General features: G+C 72.7%; 19 protein-coding genes. 14 read left to right on the forward strand and 5 right to left on the reverse strand.

The window, feature by feature from the left end:
* The first annotated feature begins 118 nt into the window (after window positions 1–118).
* The 3 genes from ACFVQ3_RS02420 to ACFVQ3_RS02430 are packed head-to-tail and all read left to right on the forward strand — an operon-like array spanning window position 119 to window position 2,297.
* Window positions 119–973, forward strand: coding sequence for an alpha/beta fold hydrolase (locus ACFVQ3_RS02420; protein ID WP_387634598.1), 855 nt, complete (start codon window positions 119–121; stop codon window positions 971–973).
* Window positions 966–1,562 (forward strand): TetR/AcrR family transcriptional regulator, encoded by a 597-nt coding sequence (locus tag ACFVQ3_RS02425; RefSeq protein WP_387634600.1) that lies wholly within the window; start codon window positions 966–968, stop codon window positions 1,560–1,562. Before ACFVQ3_RS02420 ends, ACFVQ3_RS02425 begins: the two co-directional genes overlap by 8 nt.
* Before the next feature lie 36 nt (window positions 1,563–1,598).
* Window positions 1,599–2,297, forward strand: a complete 699-nt coding sequence (locus ACFVQ3_RS02430) for a hypothetical protein (protein ID WP_387634604.1) — start codon at window positions 1,599–1,601, stop codon at window positions 2,295–2,297.
* Between the two features lie 215 nt (window positions 2,298–2,512).
* Here ACFVQ3_RS02430 and ACFVQ3_RS02435 read toward each other — a convergent pair whose 3' ends face one another.
* Genes ACFVQ3_RS02435 through ACFVQ3_RS02445 form a run of 3 tightly spaced genes read right to left on the reverse strand, consistent with a single transcriptional unit; the run spans window position 2,513 to window position 5,365 of the window.
* Window positions 2,513–3,919, reverse strand: coding sequence for a cystathionine beta-synthase (locus ACFVQ3_RS02435; protein WP_387634607.1), 1,407 nt, complete (start codon window positions 3,917–3,919; stop codon window positions 2,513–2,515).
* Between the two features lie 7 nt (window positions 3,920–3,926).
* Window positions 3,927–4,418 carry a hypothetical protein gene (locus tag ACFVQ3_RS02440; RefSeq protein WP_387634610.1) on the reverse strand — a complete coding sequence of 164 codons (492 nt, stop codon included), beginning with the start codon at window positions 4,416–4,418 and terminating at the stop codon, window positions 3,927–3,929.
* Window positions 4,419–4,477: 59 nt separating this feature from the next.
* A complete protein-coding gene (locus ACFVQ3_RS02445) occupies window positions 4,478–5,365 on the reverse strand; it encodes a Bax inhibitor-1/YccA family protein (RefSeq protein WP_387634613.1) in 888 nt (295 codons plus the stop codon).
* A gap of 286 nt (window positions 5,366–5,651) precedes the next feature.
* Here ACFVQ3_RS02445 and ACFVQ3_RS02450 point away from each other — a divergent pair, with 286 nt between their 5' ends.
* The 5 genes from ACFVQ3_RS02450 to ACFVQ3_RS02470 all read left to right on the forward strand — a co-directional run bounded on the left by ACFVQ3_RS02450 (window position 5,652) and on the right by ACFVQ3_RS02470 (window position 11,140).
* Complete coding sequence (locus ACFVQ3_RS02450) at window positions 5,652–6,626, forward strand: ABC transporter ATP-binding protein (protein WP_387634616.1); 975 nt, start codon at window positions 5,652–5,654, stop codon at window positions 6,624–6,626.
* A complete protein-coding gene (locus ACFVQ3_RS02455) occupies window positions 6,623–7,471 on the forward strand; it encodes an ABC transporter permease (protein WP_387634617.1) in 849 nt (282 codons plus the stop codon). The genes ACFVQ3_RS02450 and ACFVQ3_RS02455 overlap by 4 nt, the downstream gene beginning before the upstream one ends.
* A 170-nt stretch (window positions 7,472–7,641) precedes the next feature.
* A complete protein-coding gene (locus ACFVQ3_RS02460; protein WP_387634620.1) occupies window positions 7,642–8,991 on the forward strand; it encodes a sensor histidine kinase in 1,350 nt (449 codons plus the stop codon).
* Between the two features lie 125 nt (window positions 8,992–9,116).
* Window positions 9,117–9,761, forward strand: a complete 645-nt coding sequence (locus ACFVQ3_RS02465) for a response regulator (RefSeq protein WP_387634670.1) — start codon at window positions 9,117–9,119, stop codon at window positions 9,759–9,761.
* A gap of 101 nt (window positions 9,762–9,862) precedes the next feature.
* Window positions 9,863–11,140 carry an alpha/beta hydrolase family protein gene (locus ACFVQ3_RS02470; RefSeq protein WP_387634623.1) on the forward strand — a complete coding sequence of 426 codons (1,278 nt, stop codon included), beginning with the start codon at window positions 9,863–9,865 and terminating at the stop codon, window positions 11,138–11,140.
* A 118-nt stretch (window positions 11,141–11,258) separates the two neighbouring features.
* On the opposite strand, the gene ACFVQ3_RS02475 is transcribed toward ACFVQ3_RS02470, so the two are convergent.
* A complete protein-coding gene (locus ACFVQ3_RS02475; RefSeq protein WP_387634625.1) occupies window positions 11,259–14,453 on the reverse strand; it encodes an efflux RND transporter permease subunit in 3,195 nt (1,064 codons plus the stop codon).
* A gap of 158 nt (window positions 14,454–14,611) precedes the next feature.
* Between ACFVQ3_RS02475 and ACFVQ3_RS02480 the strand changes: the two genes are divergently transcribed.
* Window positions 14,612–15,118: a MarR family winged helix-turn-helix transcriptional regulator gene (locus ACFVQ3_RS02480; RefSeq protein ID WP_387634628.1), complete on the forward strand. Its 507-nt coding sequence runs from the start codon at window positions 14,612–14,614 to the stop codon at window positions 15,116–15,118.
* 64 nt (window positions 15,119–15,182) lie between these two features.
* On the opposite strand, the gene ACFVQ3_RS02485 is transcribed toward ACFVQ3_RS02480, so the two are convergent.
* Complete coding sequence (locus ACFVQ3_RS02485) at window positions 15,183–16,418, reverse strand: MFS transporter (RefSeq protein WP_387634630.1); 1,236 nt, start codon at window positions 16,416–16,418, stop codon at window positions 15,183–15,185.
* Window positions 16,419–16,567: 149 nt separating this feature from the next.
* Between ACFVQ3_RS02485 and ACFVQ3_RS02490 the strand changes: the two genes are divergently transcribed.
* The 5 genes from ACFVQ3_RS02490 (at window position 16,568) to ACFVQ3_RS02510 (ending at window position 19,422) form a co-directional block, all read left to right on the forward strand.
* Window positions 16,568–17,122 carry a MarR family winged helix-turn-helix transcriptional regulator gene (locus ACFVQ3_RS02490; RefSeq protein ID WP_387634633.1) on the forward strand — a complete coding sequence of 185 codons (555 nt, stop codon included), beginning with the start codon at window positions 16,568–16,570 and terminating at the stop codon, window positions 17,120–17,122.
* A gap of 87 nt (window positions 17,123–17,209) precedes the next feature.
* Window positions 17,210–17,839, forward strand: coding sequence for an ArsR/SmtB family transcription factor (locus tag ACFVQ3_RS02495; protein ID WP_387634635.1), 630 nt, complete (start codon window positions 17,210–17,212; stop codon window positions 17,837–17,839).
* Window positions 17,836–18,063 (forward strand): hypothetical protein, encoded by a 228-nt coding sequence (locus ACFVQ3_RS02500; RefSeq protein ID WP_387634638.1) that lies wholly within the window; start codon window positions 17,836–17,838, stop codon window positions 18,061–18,063. Before ACFVQ3_RS02495 ends, ACFVQ3_RS02500 begins: the two co-directional genes overlap by 4 nt.
* A gap of 118 nt (window positions 18,064–18,181) precedes the next feature.
* On the forward strand, window positions 18,182–18,817 hold the full coding sequence (locus ACFVQ3_RS02505) for a ClpP family protease (RefSeq protein WP_387634641.1): 636 nt from the start codon (window positions 18,182–18,184) through the stop codon (window positions 18,815–18,817).
* Window positions 18,817–19,422: an ATP-dependent Clp protease proteolytic subunit gene (locus ACFVQ3_RS02510; protein ID WP_387634644.1), complete on the forward strand. Its 606-nt coding sequence runs from the start codon at window positions 18,817–18,819 to the stop codon at window positions 19,420–19,422. The genes ACFVQ3_RS02505 and ACFVQ3_RS02510 overlap by 1 nt, the downstream gene beginning before the upstream one ends.
* The last annotated feature ends 72 nt before the right edge of the window (window positions 19,423–19,494 follow it).

A 19,494-nucleotide genomic window follows, 5' to 3' on the forward strand; every position in this document is an offset into this window, starting at 1 on the left:
CCCGCCGAGGGCGACGCCCCGGCCCGCCGAGGGTGACGTACCCACCCGCCGACGGTGACGAGAACTCGCACTCCGCCCCCCTTGCGCGCTCTTGGCTAATGGCATTAGCCTCGAAGCTATGAGCACTCGCCAGACCGTCGAACTCCTCCCCCGCCCCGAGGGCCGCCTCGCGTACACCGTGACCGGCACCGGTCCCCTCGTCGTCGCCGTCGCCGGCATGGGCGACCTGCGCTCGACCTACCGCGACCTCGTCCCCCCGCTCGTCGAGGCCGGCCACCGCGTGGCCGTCATGGACCTGCGCGGTCACGGCGACAGCGACACGACCTTCCGCACCCATGGCGACGTCGTGACCGGCCAGGACCTCCTGGCGCTCGTCGAGCACCTGGGCGGTCCGGCCGTGCTCGTCGGGAACTCGATGGGGGCCGGGGCCGCGGCGTGGGCGGCCGCCGAGCAGCCCGACGCCGTCGCAGGACTCGTCCTCCTCGGCCCCTTCCTGCGCGACCCCGCCATGAGCGCCGCGAAGGCCTCGGCGAGCCGGTTGCTCTACCGCGTCGCGCTCGCCCGCCCGTGGGGGGCCGCAGCGTGGGCAGGCTTCTACTCGACGCTGACCAAGGGTCGCAGGGCGCCCTGGCATGCCGAGCACGTCGCCGCGATCCGCGCCTCGATGCGCGAGCCGGGGCGCCTGCGGAGCTTCCGCGAGCTGGCTCTGGCCCTGACGCACGCGCCCGTCGAGGCGCGCCTGCCCGAGGTGCACGCCCCGACCATCGCCTTCATGGGTGCCCTCGACCCCGACTTCACGGACCAGGGCGCCGAGCTCGCCTGGATCGAGGAGGCCGTCGGTGCCGAGGGGCACCTGGTCCCCGACGTCGGGCACTACCCGCAGCACCAGGCGCCCGACGTCGTCGTGCCCGAGATCCTCACGTTCCTCGCCGGCCTGCGCGCCGGCACCCAGGGCTGGAACGCCCGTGGCTAGGGTCGGGCTGAGCCGCGAGGGGGTCACGGCCCTCGCGCTGCGCGTGGTGGACGACGGCGGCGCGCAAGGGTTCGCCGGCCTCACCCTCGCGAAGGTCGCGGCCGCGGCCGGGGTCGCGACCCCGAGCCTGTACAAGCACGTGGGGTCGCTCGCCGACCTGCGCCGGTCCGTCGCGCTCGTCGCGGTGAACGACCTGACGCGAGCGACCGCCGCGGCGACGATCGGCCGCTCGGGCCCCGACGCCCTGTCCGCGCTCGCGTGGGCCGTCCGCGACTTCGCGCGCGAGCACCCGGGCCGCTACGCCGCGATCCAGCTCTCGCCCGACCTCGGGGCCACCGACGACGACCCGCTCTCGCGTGCGGGCGCCGAGACGATCGCGGTGATCGTCGCGGTCCTGCGCGGATTCGACCTCCCGGAGGCCCGCACGATCGACGCGATCCGCGCCGTGCGGTCCGCGGTGCACGGGTTCGTCTCGCTCGAGCTCATGGGCGGCTTCGGCCTGCCCGACGACGTCGACCACAGCTTCGAGGTCCTCGTCCGTCTGCTCGTGGCCGGCATCGAGGACCTCTCCCACCCTTCTCCGTCCTGACACGACCGTCGTCCCACCTATCGAAGGAGAGCCGCCATGAACGCACCGTCGATCGACCGGACCCGCCCCGACCTGGGCCTCGTCAGTCCCCGCACCGGGGCGCTGCTGCTCGCGGTCGCGGGCTTCCTCTTCCTCGCGTTCCCGCTCCTGCGCCCGTGGGTCCCCGAGGACGTCGCCACCCCGGAGCTCGCTGCCGCGTTCGCCTCGGGGCGCTGGATCGCAGCCCACCTGTGCGGCGCCGCAGGGTTCTGGCTGCTCCCCGCCGCGTTCCTCGCGCTGCGCGGACGGCTCGCCGGGACGCCGGGGCGGGCTCCGGCGTCGGGCGCGGTCGTCACGGGATGGCTCGGTGCCGGACTCGTCCTGCCCTACTTCGGTGCCGAGATCTTCGGGATCCACGCGATCGCCCGCGACGCCGTGACGACGGGCGCCCTCGACTTCCTGCCGACGATCGAGGCCGTCCGGATGCAGCCCGTCGCGATGACGCTGTTCGGCCTGGGGCTGCTCGCCGTGGGCGCGAGCGGGGTGCTCGCCGCCGTGGCGGTGCGGCGCGGTGGGCTGGTCCCGCGGTGGACCGGGATCCCGCTCGCCGTCGGCCTGGTGCTCTACCTGCCGCAGTTCTTCACCCCGCCGGCGGGGCGGATCGCGCACGGCGTGCTGCTGGCCGTGGGCTGCTGGCTCGTGGCGTGGGCTGTGCGCCGTGACGCCGAGGGTGACCGGGGACGCCCCCGAGGGTGACGCCGGTCCGCCGAGGGTGACGTCCGCCTGCGTCGAGGGTGACATCCGATGTCACCCTCGACGGGCGGGTCCGTCACCCTCGACGGGCGGGTCCGTCACCCTCGGCAGGCGGGTCCGTCACCCTCGGCGGAGCAGCACGTCACCCTCGGCGCACCAGCGCGTCACCCTCGGCAGAGCAGCACGTCATCCCCGGCGGCGCAGCGCGTCAGCACGTGTCAGTGCGCCAGGAAGCCCAGCAGGTCGTGGCGCGTGAGCACCCCGACCGGGTCCCCGTCGTCGATCACGAGCAGCGCGTCGGCGTCGTGCAGCGCGGCCCGGATCGCCGCGACCCCCTCGCCTGCCCCGATGAGCGGGAACCGCGACTCCATGTGCTTGTCCACGCGGTCGGCGAGCGCCGCCCGCCCCGAGAACACCGCGTCGAGCAGCGCCCGCTCGCTCACGGCCCCCGCGACCTCGCCGATCTTGACGGGCGGCTCGGCCCCGACGACCGGCATCTGCGAGACCCCGTACTCCCGCAGGATCTCGATAGCGTCGCGCACGGTCTCGCCCGGGTGGGTGTGGACGAGGCTCGGCAGCTGCCCGCTCTTGGAGCGCAGCATGTCTCCCGCGGTCACGCCCTCCTCGGCGTCGAGGAACCCGTAGGACCGCATCCAGGAGTCGTTGAAGATCTTGGACAGGTAGCCGCGGCCGCCGTCGGGCAGGATCACGACGATCACGGCGCGCGCCGCGGCCTCGGGGTCCTCCTCCTCGAGCCGCTGGGCCAGGCGCAGGGCCGCGACCACGGCCATGCCGCACGACCCGCCGACGAGCAGGCCTTCCTCGCGGGCGAGCCGGCGGGTCATCTCGAACGAGTCGGCGTCGGTCACGGCGATGATCTCGTCGGGCACGGTCGGGTCGTACGCGGCGGGCCAGAAGTCCTCGCCCACACCCTCGACGAGGTACGGGCGACCGTCGCCGCCCGAGTAGACGGACCCGGCCGGGTCGGCCCCGACGACGTGCACCCGCCCCCCGGCGTCGGACTCGCGCGGGGCCGACACGTCCTTGAGGTACCGCCCGGTGCCCGTGATGGTGCCACCGGTCCCGACCCCGGCGACGAGGTGGGTGACGAGACCGTCGGTGTCGGCCCAGATCTCGGGGCCCGTGCTCTCGTAGTGGGACGCGGGACCGTTGGGGTTGGCGTACTGGTTGGGCTTCCATGCCCCGGGGATCTCGGCGACGAGCCTGTCCGAGACCGAGTAGTAGGAGTCGGGGTGGTCGGGGGCCACGGCGGTGGGGGTCACGACGACGCGCGCCCCGTAGGCGGTCAGGACGTCGCGCTTGTCCTGGCTCACCTTGTCGGGGCAGACGAACACGCAGTCGTACCCCTTGCGCTGGGCCACGAGCGCGAGCCCGACCCCGGTGTTCCCCGAGGTCGGCTCGATGATCGTGCCGCCGGGCGCGAGCTCCCCGGAGGCCTCGGCCGCCTCGATCATCTTGAGCGCGATGCGGTCCTTCACGGACCCGCCTGGGTTGAGGTACTCGACCTTGGCGAGGATCGTCGCGGAGAGGCCGTCGGTCACCGATCCGAGCCGGACCAGGGGTGTCCCGCCGACGAGGTCAGAGATGTGGTGTGCGAACTTCATGCACCGATCATGCGCTGCCGAGAGCCATTCCGCCGAGCACGGCGCACAGCGCGACGCTCACGCCGAGGACGACGACGAGCAGAGGACGGTCCGCGGCGTCGCGTGCGAAGTACCGCCCGACGGCCGCGCTCAGCCCGCCCGCGACGGCCAGGTAGAGCACCGATGCCAGGGCGATGCCGCTCGTCGCGGTGGTCGGGTCCCCGGTGGCCGTGCTCAGCAGCGAGCCCAGCACCATGAAGCTCCAGATCCCGACGCCCACGAACCCGAGCGCGAAGAACAGGGTCGTGGCCTTGCGGTCGTCCCACTCGCGCGAGATGCGGTGCCCGAGCCAGCCGACCACGGCTCCCGCCGTGAGAGTCACAAGCAGGATGACGACCGCGGAGACCGTGACCCACGCGACCGCGTTGGGGACGCCACGGCCCACGAGGAGCCCGTAGGGGACCTGGAGGACGAGCAGCGTGAAGGCGGCCAGCGTGAGGCCGGCGGCAAAGACCGGCACCCGCGTCGGAACGGGTTCCGATGCGGGTGCCGGGGACTTCTTCCGGGCGTCGGCCAAGGTCAGTCGCTGCTCTGCAGGATCGCGAACAGGCGCAGGAACTCGAGGTAGAGCCAGATGAGCGTGACCATGAGCCCGAACGCGGCGGACCAGGCGAACTTGGCGGGCACGCCCGCCTCGACACCACGCTTGATCGAGTCGAAGTCGACGATGAGCGAGGCGGCCGCGAGACCGACGGCGATCAGGCCGATCGCGATGCCCCAGCCGCCCCCACGGGCGCCCCAGCCGTCCAGCACGCCCGTCATGATGAGGACCATGTTGACGAGCGAGAAGGCCAGGTAGCCGACCATGGCGATGAGCAGCCAGCGCGTGAACTTGGGCGTGACACGCACCTTGCCGGACTTGAAGAGGAACAGCGCGGCGGCGAAGGTCACGACGGTCGCGAGCACGGCCTGCAGGACGACGCCGTTGAGCTGGACGCCGTTGATGACCATGGAGTCGTAGTACTTGCTGATGCCACCGAGGAACGCACCCTGCGCGATCGTGTAGGCCACGATGAGCGCGGGGCTCGGGTTCCGCTTGAACGCGTTGACCAGACCCAGGACGAGGCCGATGATCGCGCCGCCGATCCAGATGAACGGCATGGTGTCGACGAGCTGCCAGCTGCCGGCCGCGACGACGACGAGCAGGGCGAGCAGGCCGCCGGTCTTGACGATGACGTCGTCGTACGTGAGGCGCTTGGTGTCGGCGGTGGTCGCGGTCGGCGCGTTGTACATGGCGTCGAGCGTCGCGGCGTCGGCGGTCTGGGCGCCGTAGCTGCCGTACTGGGCCTGCTGGGGCGGGGTGCCGTACGCGGGGTTCTGCTGGACGGTGCCCGCAGCCCCCTGGCCGGTGCGCGCGCGCTTCGGCTCGCCGAAGATGGCGCTGTTGTTGAAGACGGGGTTGCTCATGCTTCCTCCTGGTCGCGGCGTCCAGTGCCCTCTGGCGAGGCGGGTGTCGCTGGCCGTGGTTCCATCCTATGCAACGAGCGGGTTCGCGCCGGTGTTCCCGGGGTTTTCATCCGACATTTCCCCCCGTCCCGAGCGAAGATCGCTCGACCGGCCGACGGGCGTCATCCTTGCGGCGTACGGGAACTCGTCGGGAAGATCGACCATGAGGGGGCATCGCCGGGAGGGTCCTGTTCTCTAGGCTGGGGACGTACCGAGCCACCACCCGCAACCCACCCGAGGGGCGAGCATGATCGAAGCACGAGGCCTGACCAAGCGGTACGGGCCCAAGACCGCTGTCGACGGGATCTCCTTCACCGTCCAGCCCGGCCAGGTGACGGGCTTCCTGGGCCCGAACGGTGCCGGCAAGTCGACCACGATGCGCATGATCATGGGGCTGGACCGTCCGACGGCCGGTTCCGTGACCGTCAACGGCAAGCCGTACGTCGCGCACCGTTCGCCCCTGACCGAGGTCGGGGCCCTGCTCGACGCGAAGGCCGTGCACACGGGCCGCAGCGCCTACAACCACCTCCTCGCGATGGCGGCGACGCACAACATCCCGAAGAACCGCGTGCAGGAGGTCATCGAGATGACCGGTCTGCAGTCGGTCGCGAAGAAGCGCGTCGGTGGCTTCTCGCTCGGCATGGGGCAGCGCCTGGGCATCGCGTCCGCGCTGCTGGGCGACCCCAAGACGCTCATCCTCGACGAGCCGGTCAACGGACTGGACCCCGAGGGTGTCCTGTGGGTCCGCAACCTGGCGCGCTACCTCGCGTCGGAGGGCCGGACGGTCTTCCTGTCGAGCCACCTCATGAGCGAGGTCGCGCTGACCGCGGACCACATCATCGTGATCGGCAAGGGCCGGATCATCGCCGACGCCCCCGTCAAGGACATCGTCGACGGCGGCGCCCAGCACACCGTGCGCGTCCGCACCCCGCAGGCCACCCAGCTCGCCGAGCTGCTGACCCGCGACGGCGCGACCGTCACGTCCGACGAGCCGAGCCTGCTGCAGATCACGGGCGCCGAGGCTCCCGGGATCGGCGAGCTCGCGGCCGCTGCGGGCATCGTCCTGCACGAGCTGACGCCCGTCACCTCGACCCTGGAGGAGGCGTACATGCTCCTCACGGCCGACGCGGTCGAGTACCAGACCGAGTCCGCCGCCCAGCACATCGGCCACGGCGTGGACGCGACGTCCGGCGCCTCGATCTCCGAAGGAGCCAAGCGATGACCGCCGCCACCGTCTCCGCCGCCCAGCCGACGGCGAGGCGCACCTCGTCCGCCCGCCTCAGCGTCGGCGGGATCCTGAAGTCCGAGTGGATCAAGTTCCGTTCGCTGCGCTCGACGTGGTGGACCCTGGGCTCGACCGTCGCCGTCATGGTGCTCATCAACCTGGGCACGGCCGCATCGCTGAACTACGCCGCCAGCCAGCCGGGGGTGGCGGCCCAGATGGGCAACATCTCGACCGTGCAGGCGCTCGTGTCGGGCTACGTCTTCGCCCAGCTCGCGGTCGCGGTCCTGGGCGCGCTCATCATGACGGGTGAGTACTCGACGGGCATGATCCGCTCGACCCTGAGCGCCATCCCGACGCGTCTGCCGGCGCTCTGGGCCAAGGCGGCCATCATCGCGGTCGTGACGTTCGTCGTCGGCGTGGTGGGTATCGCGGTGTCGTACCTGGTGATCGCGCCCATGCTCTCGGGCAACGACCTCGTGCCCGACCTGGGCGACCCGGTCGTGCAGCGGGTCGTCCTGGCGTGCGCCGGCTACCTCACGCTCGTGGCGCTGCTCGCGGTCGGCGTCGGCACGATCATGCGGAACTCGGCGGGGAGCATCTTCACGCTCGTCGCGCTGCTCTTCGTGCTGCCGATCGTCGCGAGCTTCCTCTCGCAGGACTGGGTCCAGGACATGGCGAAGTTCCTGCCCATGAACCTCGGTACCGCCATGATGGCGGTCACGGAGGCCGACGCCGGTGGCGTCGACGTCCTGACCCCGGGCGGGGCGACGATCGCGATGGCGGCATGGGCCGTGGTGTCCCTCGCCGCGGCGGCCGTCGTCCTCAAGCGTCGGGACGCCTGACCATCCCTCGCACCGCGCACAGCCCGGCGCCGGACCACGAGACCCGTGGTCCGGCGTCGGGCGCTGTGCGTCCTGGGGACGACGGCCCGAGCGTCGCCGGCCCTTCCTCGGGGTCCGCGGCGACGCAGGCACCGCGGGCCACCCTCAAGCCGCGGCCCGGGAGCGCCGCGGTGTTCACCGAGCTCGACGCGCGCAGGCTCGGGCCGGTCCGCCGGTACTTCGTGCGCCACCCGGTCGTCATGGACTGGTTCGTCGCGGCCTGGTTCGCGGTCCCGGGTCTGCTGGTGGCGCTGCTCTACCCGGAGCCGCGCTACGGCGTCGCGGTCGCGACCCTCGCGGGCGGCGCCGCCCTCCTGTGGCGGCGTCGCTACCCGCTGTGGACGGCCGCGGCCATCGGCGTCCTCGCGGTCCTCACGCTCGCGCTGACGGGCGACTCCGCGGGCTTCGAGCTGGCCACCGCGTTCGCGGTCTACGCGGTCGCGACGACCTACCGCCCGGCTGTGGCCTGGAGCGTGCTGGGAGTCCTGGTCCTGACCGTGTGCACCGCGGAGATGCTCTGGTACGACTTCACGGTGAGCGAGACGGGCGCGATGGTGCGTGCCGACGTCGGCAGCGGCGAGCTCACCGGGCAACGGGTAGCGACGATCGCGATCACGGTCACGTTCGCCCTGCTGGGCATCGCGATCGGGTCGAGCGTGCGCGGTCGACGCCTGCACGTCGCCGACCTCGTGGGCCGCGCGAACGCGATCGCTCGCGACCGGGACCAGCAGGCGCAGCTCGCGGCCGCCGCCGAGCGCGCCCGGATCTCGCGCGAGATGCACGACGTCGTCGCGCACTCCCTGACCGTCATGGTCGCGCTCGCGGACGGCGCCAAGGCGCTGGGCGCGAAGGACCCCGTGCTCGCGGGGCAGGCCCTCGACGAGCTCACCGAGACCGGGCGTGCGGCCCTCGCCGACATGCGCCGTGTCCTGGGGGTCCTGCGCGACCCCGACGGCACGGTCGCGCCGCTGACCCCGACCGCCGACGTCCCGAGCATGGAGGACATCGCCGAGCGGTTCCGGCACGCGGGCCTGCCGGTGCGCCTGGTGCGCGTGGGCGTCCAGCCGGACCCGGACCCTGGTCTGCGGCAGGCCGCGCACCGGATCGTGCAGGAGTCCCTGACGAACGTCCTGCGGTACGCGCCGCTGACCCCCGTGGTCGTGGTCGAGATCGCCCGGCGTGACGTGGGCACCGCCGACGGTGGAGACTGGCTCGAGATCACGGTCACGAACAAGGCGGGACGCGCCCCGGGCGGCACGGCCCGCGACGGGGCGGACGCACGCCCGCTGCCTCCGGGCATCACGGGCGACCAGCCCATCGGCACAGGAAGAGGGATCATCGGGATGCGCGAACGTGCGGCCGTCTACGGGGGCACGGTCACGGCCGGGCCGACGAGCGCGGGCTGGGAGGTCGTCGCGCGGCTGCGCCTCGACGGCGCCACGCAGCCCAGGCCCGACGGCGGAGCCGGGGTCGCGCTGTGACCCTCCCCCTCCCGGGCGGGACGGCCGGCGACGCGGTGGGTGGTGCGACCGGTCACGAGTCCGTGCCGCACGGTGCCGACCACCCGATCCGCGTGCTGCTCGTCGACGACCAGTCGTTGCTGCGCATGGGCTTCCGCATGATCCTCGCGGCCGAGGACGACATCGAGGTCGTGGGCGAGGCGGGCGACGGGGAGACCGCGTTCGCGCAGGCCACGGCCCTGCGTCCCGACGTGATCCTCATGGACGTGCGCATGCCGGGCGTCAACGGGATCGACGCGACCGAGCGGATCGTGTCTGCGCTGCCCGCGAGCCGGGTCATCATCCTCACGACGTTCGACCTCGACGAGTACGCGTTCGCGGCGCTGCGCGTGGGCGCGAGCGGGTTCCTGCTCAAGGACGCCCGCCCGGCCGACCTCGTCGGGGCGATCCGCAACGTCGCGAGCGGCGACGCGGCCGTCTCTCCGCGCGTCACGCGCCGCATGCTCGAGATGTTCGCGGGCTACCTGCCGGAGGACGCGCAGTCGCAGGGTGCGGCGGCGCCCGGCCACGGGGTCGACGACCCCCGCCTGCGCGAGCTCACGGCCCGTGAGCTCGAGGTCTTCGCGGCGCTCGGCGAGGGGCTGTCCAACGCCGAGATCGCGTCGCGGTTCGTGGTCTCCGAGGCCACGGTCAAGACGCACGTCGGGCGCGTCCTCGGCAAGCTCGGCCTCCGCGACCGGGTCCAGGCCGTGGTGCTGGCGTACGAGACGGGCGTGGCGCGCCCGGGCTGAGCGGCGCCGTCGGGCCTCGAGTGGTGAGGGCCGGTGCGCGCGGGCATGGTCGTGGAGGGGAGCGTTCGGCTCCGTCGTCCACGACGCGGGAGGCAGCGACCATGTCCGACCACCACGACCCGTTCTCGACCGGCTTCTCCGGCGACCACGGGCGAGACTACGAGATCCGCAGCGTCCTGGGCGGCGCGTACAGCGGCGCGGCCGACGTGGGCGAGGTCCTCGCGGCCGTCGCGCACGTGCGCGACAAGGACCACCAGGGGTGGTTCGACGCGTGGCACGCGCTCGGCGACCGCGTGGCGCAGGTCGCCGCCGACGCCGCGTCCGCCGGTCACGGGGCGAGCGCCGCGGGGGCGTACCTGCGGGCGTCCGCGTACTACGCGGCCGCGGTCAACGCGGTCGCCGCGCTCGAGGACGGGAGCCTGCTCCTGCCCACCTTCCGCAAGCACCGCGCCGCGTGGGACAGGTGGGTCGACGCGAGCGGGCTCGTCGTCGAGCGCCTCGCGGTGCCGTACGAGGGGACGACCCTGCCGGGGTACTTCTTCAGCGCGTCCGACGCGGCGTCTACCGCGGCCATCGCGGCGGACCCGGGACAGGTCCGCCCGCGGTCGACGCTCGTCGCCGTGAACGGGTCGGACGGCTCGCTGACGTCGATGTGGACCGCGTGCGTCGCGGGCGCGCTGCGCCGGGGCTACCACGCGTTCGTGTTCGACGGCCCCGGGCAGCAGTCGATGCTGTTCGAGCACGACGTGCCCTTCCGGCCCGACTTCGAGGCCGTCCTGACACCTGTGCTCGACGCGCTCGTCGGGCGCAGCGACGTCGACGAGGGGCGGGTCGCGGTCTACGGGTCGAGCCAGGCCGGGTACTGGGTGTCCCGCGCGCTCGCGTTCGAGCACCGACCGGCTGCGGCGGTCGTCGACCCGGGGGTCGTCGACGTCTCGACCTCGTGGACGGGCTCGATGCCCAAGAGCCTGCTCAAGCTGCTCGAGGAGGGCAAGGACCACGCGTTCGACCGCGACATGGACCTCGGCCTGCGCCTGTCGAAGGCCACCGCGGCCACCTGGCGCTTCCGCGCCCGCCCGTACGGTGTGGACGGCTACGCCGCGACGCTCCGCGAGGTCCAGCGGTACGACGCGCGGGACGTCGTCGCACAGATCACCGCTCCCCTGCTCGTCACGTCGCCCGAGGGCGAGCAGTTCTGGCCCGGCCAGTCCGAAGAGCTCGCACGGCTCACGCCCGACGTGTCGACCCTCGTGCGGTTCACCGCCGCCGAGGGCGCGAACCTGCACTGCCAGCCCCTCGGCAGAGCCCTGACCGAGCAGCGGGTGTTCGACTGGCTCGACGAGACGCTCGCTCCCCGGCTCGTGGGGGACGACGACTGAGGTGCGGCCGTCCCGGCGCGGGCGAGCGACGTCGTCGGGCGTCGTGCCTCTCGTACCTGGCGGGTGACGGCGAGAGGCCCGCCCGTTCGTCGAACGGGCGGGCCTCTCCGGCGTCGGGTCAGCCGCGCGCGGCGGGCTCCACCGACTTCTCCGCGGCGTGCCGGCCCACGAGCTCGGCCGCCTTCGCCTCGTGCTTCGCCTCGCGGCGGGCCGCACGCTTCTCGCCCGCACGCTCGGCGAGCGTGTAGAGCACGGGCACCACGACGAGCGTGAGCAGCGTCGAGGACAGGAGGCCGCCGATCACGACGAGCGCGAGCGGCTGCGAGATGAACGAGCCGCCGCCCGTGATCCCGATCGCCATGGGCGTGAGGGCGAAGATCGTCGCCGCAGCCGTCATGACGATGGGTCGCAGACGCTTGCGCGAGCCCTCCATCACCGCATCGTCCAGCCCGCGACCCTGCGCGCGGTACTGGTTGATGAGGTCGATCAGGACGATCGCGTTCGACACGACGATCCCGACGAGCATGAGCATGCCGATCAGGGCGGGCACCCCGAGCGGCGTGCCGGTCGCGAGCAGCAGGAGCAGCGCGCCCGTCGCGGCGAACGGGATCGACACGAGCAGGATGAACGGCTGCAGCAGGCTGCGGAACGTCGCGACCATGACGAGGTAGACGATCGCGATCGCGACCAGGAGCGCGAGGCCCAGGTCGGCGAACGCGTCGGCCTGCTGCGTCGCGACGCCGCCGAGCTCGACGGTCGCGCCGCCCGGCAGCTCGAGCCCGTCGATCGCGGCCGTGAGCGCCGTCGTGAGCGTGCCGAGGTCCTGGCCTGCGGGCGTGACCGCGACGGTCGCGCTGCGCTCGCCGTTGACCCGCGAGATCGAGGTGGGCACCTCGACCTCCTCGATGCTCGCGACCTGCGTGAGCGGGACGACGCCCGCGGCGGTGGGCACGACGAGCGCCTGGAGCTCGTCGACCGTGGCGGGAGCCTGCCCGACGGCGACGCGCACCTGCACGGGCCCGTCACCGAGGTTCACGGTCCCCACGGGCGAGGGCGACATGAGGCTCGCGACGGTCCCGGCGACCTGGGTCTCGGTGAGCCCGACGGCGGCTGCCGCGTCCCGGTCGACCGTCACCTGGATCGTGGACTGGGCGCTCGCGAGGTTGTTCGTGACCTCGGACGCGCCCTCGGCGTCCTCCGCGAGCTGCTGGACCTGGTCGGCCGCGGCGGCGAGCGTCTCGGTGTCGGGCGCGCGGACGACGAGGTCGACGGTCGAGCTGCCGAACGCCGCGTCGGCGCCGGCGACCGTGATCCCCTCGGAGTCCTCGCCGCCGAGGTCCGCGACCGCGTCCCGGACCTCCTGCTGCGCCTTCACACCGTCTGCGTCCGCGTCGAGCGTGAGCGAGAACGTCGCCTGCGGCGAGCCGCCGCCACCGAAGAACGCGGCCTCGGGGCCGCCCGCCGAGCCCACGGTCGTCTGGACCGTGTCGACCACGTCGAGACCCAGGAGCGTGTCCTCGACCTCGCGGGCCGCGGCGTCCTGCGTCGCGAGCGACGTGCCGGGCGCGAAGCTCTCCGTGACCGTCAGGGTGTCCTGGCCCGAGTCGCCCAGGAAGTTCGTCTCGAGGCGAGGCACGAGCGCGACCGTGCCCGCGAGCACGACGACCGCGACGGCCAGGGTGATCGCGGGGTGGCGCAGCGCGGCGCGCAGCGTCGGCAGGTAGCCCCGCTGCCACAGCCCGCGACGCTCCTTGGCCTCGGCGACCTCGCGGGCCTGGTCCGCGAGGACCTTGGCCTGCTCGGGGTCGGCCGGGACGAGGGGCGCCTTGATGAACCAGTAGGCCAGCACGGGCACGATCGTCAGCGCGACGAACAGCGACGCGGCCATGGCGATCGCGACGGTCATGGCGAACGGGCGGAACAGCTCGCCCACCATGCCGCCGACCAGCGCGATGGGCAGGAAGACGGCGACGGTGCAGACGGTCGAGGCCGTGATGGCACCGCCGACCTCCTTGACCGCCTTGAGGATCGCGGCGGTCTTCTGCTCGCCGTAGGACAGGTGCCGCTTGATGTTCTCGATGACGACGATCGAGTCGTCGACCACGCGCCCGATCGCGACCGTCATGGCACCGAGGGTGAGGATGTTCAGGGTGTAGCCGGTCGCGTTCATGACGATGAACGTCACGAACAGCGACAGCGGGATCGAGACGGCCGAGACGAGGGTCGAGCGCAGCGACGTGAGGAACAGCAGGATCACGACGACCGCGAAGACCAGGCCGAGCAGCCCCTCGGTCGCGAGGCCCTCGATGGACTCCTCGATGAACGGTGCCTGGTCGAACACGACCTCGACGCGCACGTCCTTGGCCTCGAGCGCGCCGTTCATGTCCTCGATCGCGGCCTGGACCGCGTGCGAGACCTCGACGGTGTTGCCCGCCGGGGTCTTGGTGATCGCGACGGCGAGCGCGGGCTCGCCGTCGAGGCGCGAGTAGGAGGTCGCGGGCTGCGGGGCCACGGTGACCGTGGCGACGTCCCCGAGGGTCACGGGTGCCGCACCGGCCGCGGCCGCCGCCGGCGAGGCGACGAGCGGGAGGTTGATCAGGTCGTCGGTGCTCGTGACGGCCGTGCCGACCTGGACGGACAGGGTGCGGTCGCCCGCAGCCACCGTGCCTGCGGGGATCACGACGCCGTTGTCCTGGAGGATCGTGGTGACCTGGGCGGGGCTCAGGCCCGCCGCGGCGAGGGCTGCGACGTCGAGGTCGATCGTGACCTGCTGGTCGGCGACGCCGCTGACGGCGACGCTGCGCACGTCCGCGACCTCTTCGAGGGCCGGCACGACGACGCTGTCGACGGTGTCCGCCAACGCGGTCTCGTCGGCGCCGCCCGAGACGGCGAGCTGGACGACGGGGAGGTCGTCGACGGAACCGGTCACGACGGTCGGGTCGACGTCGGCGGGGAGCTGGCTGCTCACGCGCGTGACCGCGGTCTGGAGCTGCTGCGCGGCGAGGTCCATGTCGGTGCCGTACGTGAACTGCACGGTCGTCACCGACATGCCGGTCGACGAGCTCGACGTGACGTCCTCGACGCCGTCGACGCCGCGCACGGCGGTCTCGAGCGGTGCGGTGACCTGCTGCTCGACGATCGCGGGGGCGGATCCGGGGTACACGGCGACGACGGCAGCGGTGGGGATCTGCAGGCTCGGGATGAGCTCCTGCTTGAGCGATCCCATGCTGACGACGCCGAACACGGCTATCGCGATCGTGGCGAGCGCGACGACGGCGCGGTTCGCCAACGACGTTCGGGCGAGACGGAACACAGGGCCTCCAGGGCACGGCGGATGGTCACGACGTCGTCGTCGCAGAGTCGTTAGCCTAACGCTAAGCAAAACGCGAGAGTTCCCGCGTCTCGCGGACCGGTCGGGCCCGCTCCCGCCGCCCGACCGTCGCCCCGGAACGCCTCCGATAGAGTCTCGCCGTGACCTCGGACCCCCCTGGCGATCGCGCCCGGCTCCAGCGCGAGCTGATCGACGCGCAGCACGCTCTCCAGGAGCTCGTGCTCGCACGGCGCCTCGAACCGCTCATGCGCACGCGCCTGACCGCGCAGCAGATGCGCGCCCTGGGGATCCTGCTCATCGACGGCGAGCGCAGCACGGCCCACCTGGGCGAGGTCCTGGGCGTCAGCCCCGCCACGATCTCAGGGATCGTCGACCGGCTCGAGGCCGCGGGCATGGCCTCCCGGCGCCCCGACCCCGAGGACGGCCGCGTCCGGCTCGTCGCCGCGACCGAGCGCGGCGCGGAGGCCGTGCGCAGCATCGTCGCGAGCGACGCACCGGCAGGACCCGAGACGCTCGAGCACCTCTCGCTCGACGAGCTCGAAGGACTCCGGCTCGGGCTCACGGGCCTGCTGCGCGTCGTGCGCGAGAGCGGCGACGAGGCCGAGAGCCCCGCGGACAGGACGAGCCCGGACCAGGGCGACACGTAGACAGGCGGCGAGCTGCGTCGTCGGGCCTGCACTCCCCTGCCCGACGACGCAGCTCGCCTCCCGCTCAGATCTCGCCCAGCGCTTCCTCAGGCGTCCCCTCGACCGCCCGGGCCCGGCGGTTCCAGCGCGCCCACAGGACCGGCTCCCCCAGCTCGCCCGCCATCCTGTGCGCCGTCGCGAGGAACGCGACGACCCCGACGAGCAGCACGCCCGCACCGACCCAGTACGGGACCGAGAGCCCGACCGGGTGGAGCAGGCCCGCGATCACGGGGGCCGGCGCCGCGAAGCCCCACCGGACCAGGTTGAACGCGCCCGTGGTGACGCGACGGTCGGGGCTGCCGAGCGCGAGCGAGAGGTCGGTCAGGTTCGCGTTGGCGATGCCCATGCACACGCCCGCGACGACCAGGACGACGATCGAGCCGGCCGTGCCGAGGTCGAGCGCGAGGGCCACCGTGGCCAGGAGCACGCCGCCGACCGCGATCCCCATGGTCTGCACCGCGCCGACCGAGTGCGCGAGCCGGTGCCCCACGACCAGGATGCCGACCGCGAGCCCGATCCCCCACGCCGTGAAGACGAGGCCGAGCGGGATGACGTCGAGACCCAGGAACACCGGGGTGTAGCCCAGGATGATGAAGAACACGAAGTTGTAGGTCGCGGTCACGATGCACAGCGCCCGGAAGCCGGGCTTGCGGAAGAGCGCGAAGACCTGCCCCACGTGGAGCGGGGCCGGCTTCTCGGCCGGGTCCTTGAGGCGTGTGATCGACAGCGCGAGCGCCACGATCATGAACAGGCCGCACGCGAGGAACGGGATGCGCCAGGAGAACTGGCCCAGCAGACCACCGATGAGCGGGCCGACCGCGAAGCCCAGGCCCACGCACGTCTCGAACAGCCCCACGACCCACTCGCGGTCGTTCGCGAGCGAGACGAGCAGGACCATCGCGGTCGCGAAGAACATCGCGTTGCCGAGCCCCCACAGCCCGCGCAGCGCGGCGAGCTGCCCGATGTTCTGCGAGAGGGCCGCGAGGACCGCCGCGACGGCGACCAGGCTCACGCCCGCGCCGAGGACCTTCTTGTACCCGAACCTCCCGGTCGCGAGGACCGCCGGGATCATGCCGATCGCCATGACCGCGATGTAGGCCGTGAAGAGCAGCTCGATCTGCCACGTGCTAGCGCCGATCTCCTGGCCGATGATCGGCAGGATCGGGTCGACCACGGCGATGCCGGCGATGGCGAAGAAGGCGGTGAGCGCGGTCGCGTAGATCGCGGTCTTGTTGGGCTCGTTCCTGGTGGTTCTGGACACACGTCCCCCGGGGGTCTGGTGGGTGCTGGTTCGTCGTCGGTGCACGGGCGGCCGCCGGCGCACGGCGGCTGCCGGTGCACGGTCGGCCCGGTGCGGGCCGGTGCGAGAGTTACCTGCATCATGCAGGTAACTCTCTGTAGAATACACCTATGACAGTTGCTCGGGGTAACAGTTCTGGCGATCGCCCGGCAGAGGGCCCCGACGACGGACCCGACCCCGCCGCACGGGAGGTGCTGTCGACCATCGAGCTCGAGCTCGCCCAGCTCCTGCGCCGAGCCGAGCGCACCACCGCCGCAGGACAGGCCAAGGTCGCCCGCGCGGGCGGCCCCCCGAGCGGCTCGCTCGACCGGTCGGCCTACCTCCTGCTCCACGACCTCCTCGTCGACGGCGCCCAGAACGTGAACACCCTCGCCGACCACCTGGGCCTCGACGCCTCGACCGTGACCCGGCAGGTCGTCGCCATGGAGAAGGCCGGGCACGCGCGTCGCACGCGCGACCCCGCCGACGGGCGCGCCGTCCTCGTCGAGGCCACGACCCAAGGGCTCGAGAGCCTCGCCCGCCACCGCGAGCTGCGCAGCGAGCTCTACGGCGAGGTGCTGGCCGACTGGTCCAGGCTCGACCGTGCGCTGCTGGGCGAGCTGCTCGAACGGCTCAACGACGACCTGGACACGTACAAGCGCGGGGGGCGTGCCGCAGGGGACTGAGCGCGTCGTGCGGGCCTGGGTCGGATCCAAAGAACTCGTTGCAAAGAAACTCTTGCAAAGAGACCTTTGCATCGCTACGGTGGTGTCATGCCCACGAACCACGACCCCGAACAGGCACCCGAGCCCCGCACCCAGCGGGCCGTCGGACCTGACGCGCTCAAGGCCCTGTCGCACCCCCTGCGGATCCAGATCCTCGATCTCCTGGGCCACCACAGTGCCCTGACCGCGAGCGGTCTCGCCGAGTCGCTCGGCGAGTCGAGCGGCGCCACGAGCTACCACCTGCGCCAGCTCGAGCGCCACGGGTTCGTCCAGGAGGTCCCGGGTCGCGGCACCGCGCGCGAGCGCTGGTGGGAGCGGACCCCCGGCGGCTTCACGATCGAGCTGCCCGACGACGAGGCCGCGACCGGCGACGGCATGATCGCCGCGACCAGCACGGTCAACCGGGAGTTCGAGGTCATCCGCCAGCGCAAGATCATGGACTTCCTCGACAGCGCCCGCACCCTCGACCGCGGCTGGCTCGAGGCCGGCGCGACCCTCGCCACGATCAACATGTGGCTCACCAAGGAACAGCTCGCGGAGGTGCAGGCCGAGTGGCAGCGCTTCAGCGAGACGGTCCTCGACCGCTTCGCCGGCCAGCAGGACGCTCCCGGGGCCCGCCCCGTGCAGATCCACTTCAACGCGTTCCCCCTGATCAACGGCAAGGAGAACCCCTCATGAGCACCTACGCCCCGACCCGTTCAGACCTCCGTTCGCCGTCGCTGCGAGCCCTGCGCCCGAGCGACCGGTTCCTCGTCGCCGCCGGTGCCCGGCTCACGACGTGGGGCGAGCACCGCGCCACCTCGCACGCGCAGCGGACCGCCCGTCGCGCCGGGCTCGACGCCGCCGCCGAGGACCGCGCCCGCCTCGCCGCCCGCCTGCACTCGGGCCGCCCGATCGCCTGACCGGCGTCCGCGGCGCGTCGCCGTGCCCGACCACGGCGGCGCGGCCGTCTGCCCTCGGCAGATCCGCCCCGGGCAGATACCGGTGCCCCGACACCCTCGCCGGAGGGAGGGTCGAGGCATGACGAACCAGCCACCGCTCCTGCGGTCCGAGGCGGCCCCGCCGCCCACCTCCCCGTTCGACGACCAGCTCGCGTCCCGCCTGCTGCACCAGCGCATCGTCGTCCTCGGCACGGCCGTCGACGACGCCGTCGCGAACCGCGTGTGCGCCCAGCTCCTCCTGCTCTCGGCCGAGGACCCGCGCGCCGACATCGCCCTCTACATCAACTCCCCCGGCGGCTCGGTGAGCGCGGGCCTCGCGATCTACGACACGATCCAGCTCCTGCCCAACGACGTCAGCACGCTCGCGGCGGGCTTCGCGGCGAGCATGGGCCAGTTCCTGCTCTGCACGGGCACCGCGGGCAAGCGGTACTCGCTCCCCCACGCGCGCATCATGATGCACCAGCCGTCGGCCGGGATCGGGGGGACGGCCGTGGACATCGCGATCCAGGCCGAGAACCTCGAGTACACCAAGGGCCTCATGCACCGGCTCACGGCCGAGCACACGGGACAGACCACCGAGACCGTGACCGCGGACAGCGACCGCGACCGCTGGTTCACTGCCTCCCAGGCCCTCGCCTACGGCATGGTCGACCACGTCGTCACGTCGGTCGACGACGTCCGCCCCACCGCCCGCTCCCGGAAGGTCGGCCTCTGATGTCCACCTACACGATCCCGACCGTCGTCGAGCGCACCCCGCTCGGTGAGCGCGCGTTCGACGTCTTCAGTCGCCTCCTCTCGGAGCGCATCGTCTTCCTCGGCACCGAGATCGACGACGGCGTCGCGAACGTCGTCATGGCCCAGCTCCTGCACCTCGAGTCGGATGCCCCCGACCAGGAGATCGGCCTCTACATCAACTCCCCCGGCGGCTCGATCACGGCGCTCATGGCCATCTACGACACGCTCCAGTTCATCCGCTGCGACGTCTCGACGATCTGCATGGGTCAGGCCGCGTCGGCCGCCGCGGTGCTGCTCGCCGCGGGGACGCCCGGCAAGCGGTTCGTGCTCGAGCACTCGCGCGTCCTGCTGCACCAGCCCTCGGGCGGCGCAGAGGGCACCATCTCCGACCTCTCGCTCCAGGCCCAGGAGATCCTGCGCCTGCGCGAGGAGACCGAGCTCGTCCTCGCCCGGCACACGGGCCAGACCGTGGAGCGGCTGCGCGCCGACACCGACCGCGACCGCATCTTCACGGCCCACCAGGCCGTGGAGTACGGGCTCGCCGACGCCGTGGTCACCTCGCGCAAGCTGGCGGTGGCCGCGTAGGTGCGCGGCGCCGTCGGGGCGGGGCCGGGCCGTCCGCGCCGCGCCCCCCCCCCGCCCGGGGGGCGGGGTCTA

This window comes from Oerskovia sp. NPDC057915, assembly GCF_042887685.1.
In the GTDB taxonomy this organism is placed as follows: Bacteria; Actinomycetota; Actinomycetes; order Actinomycetales; family Cellulomonadaceae; genus Oerskovia.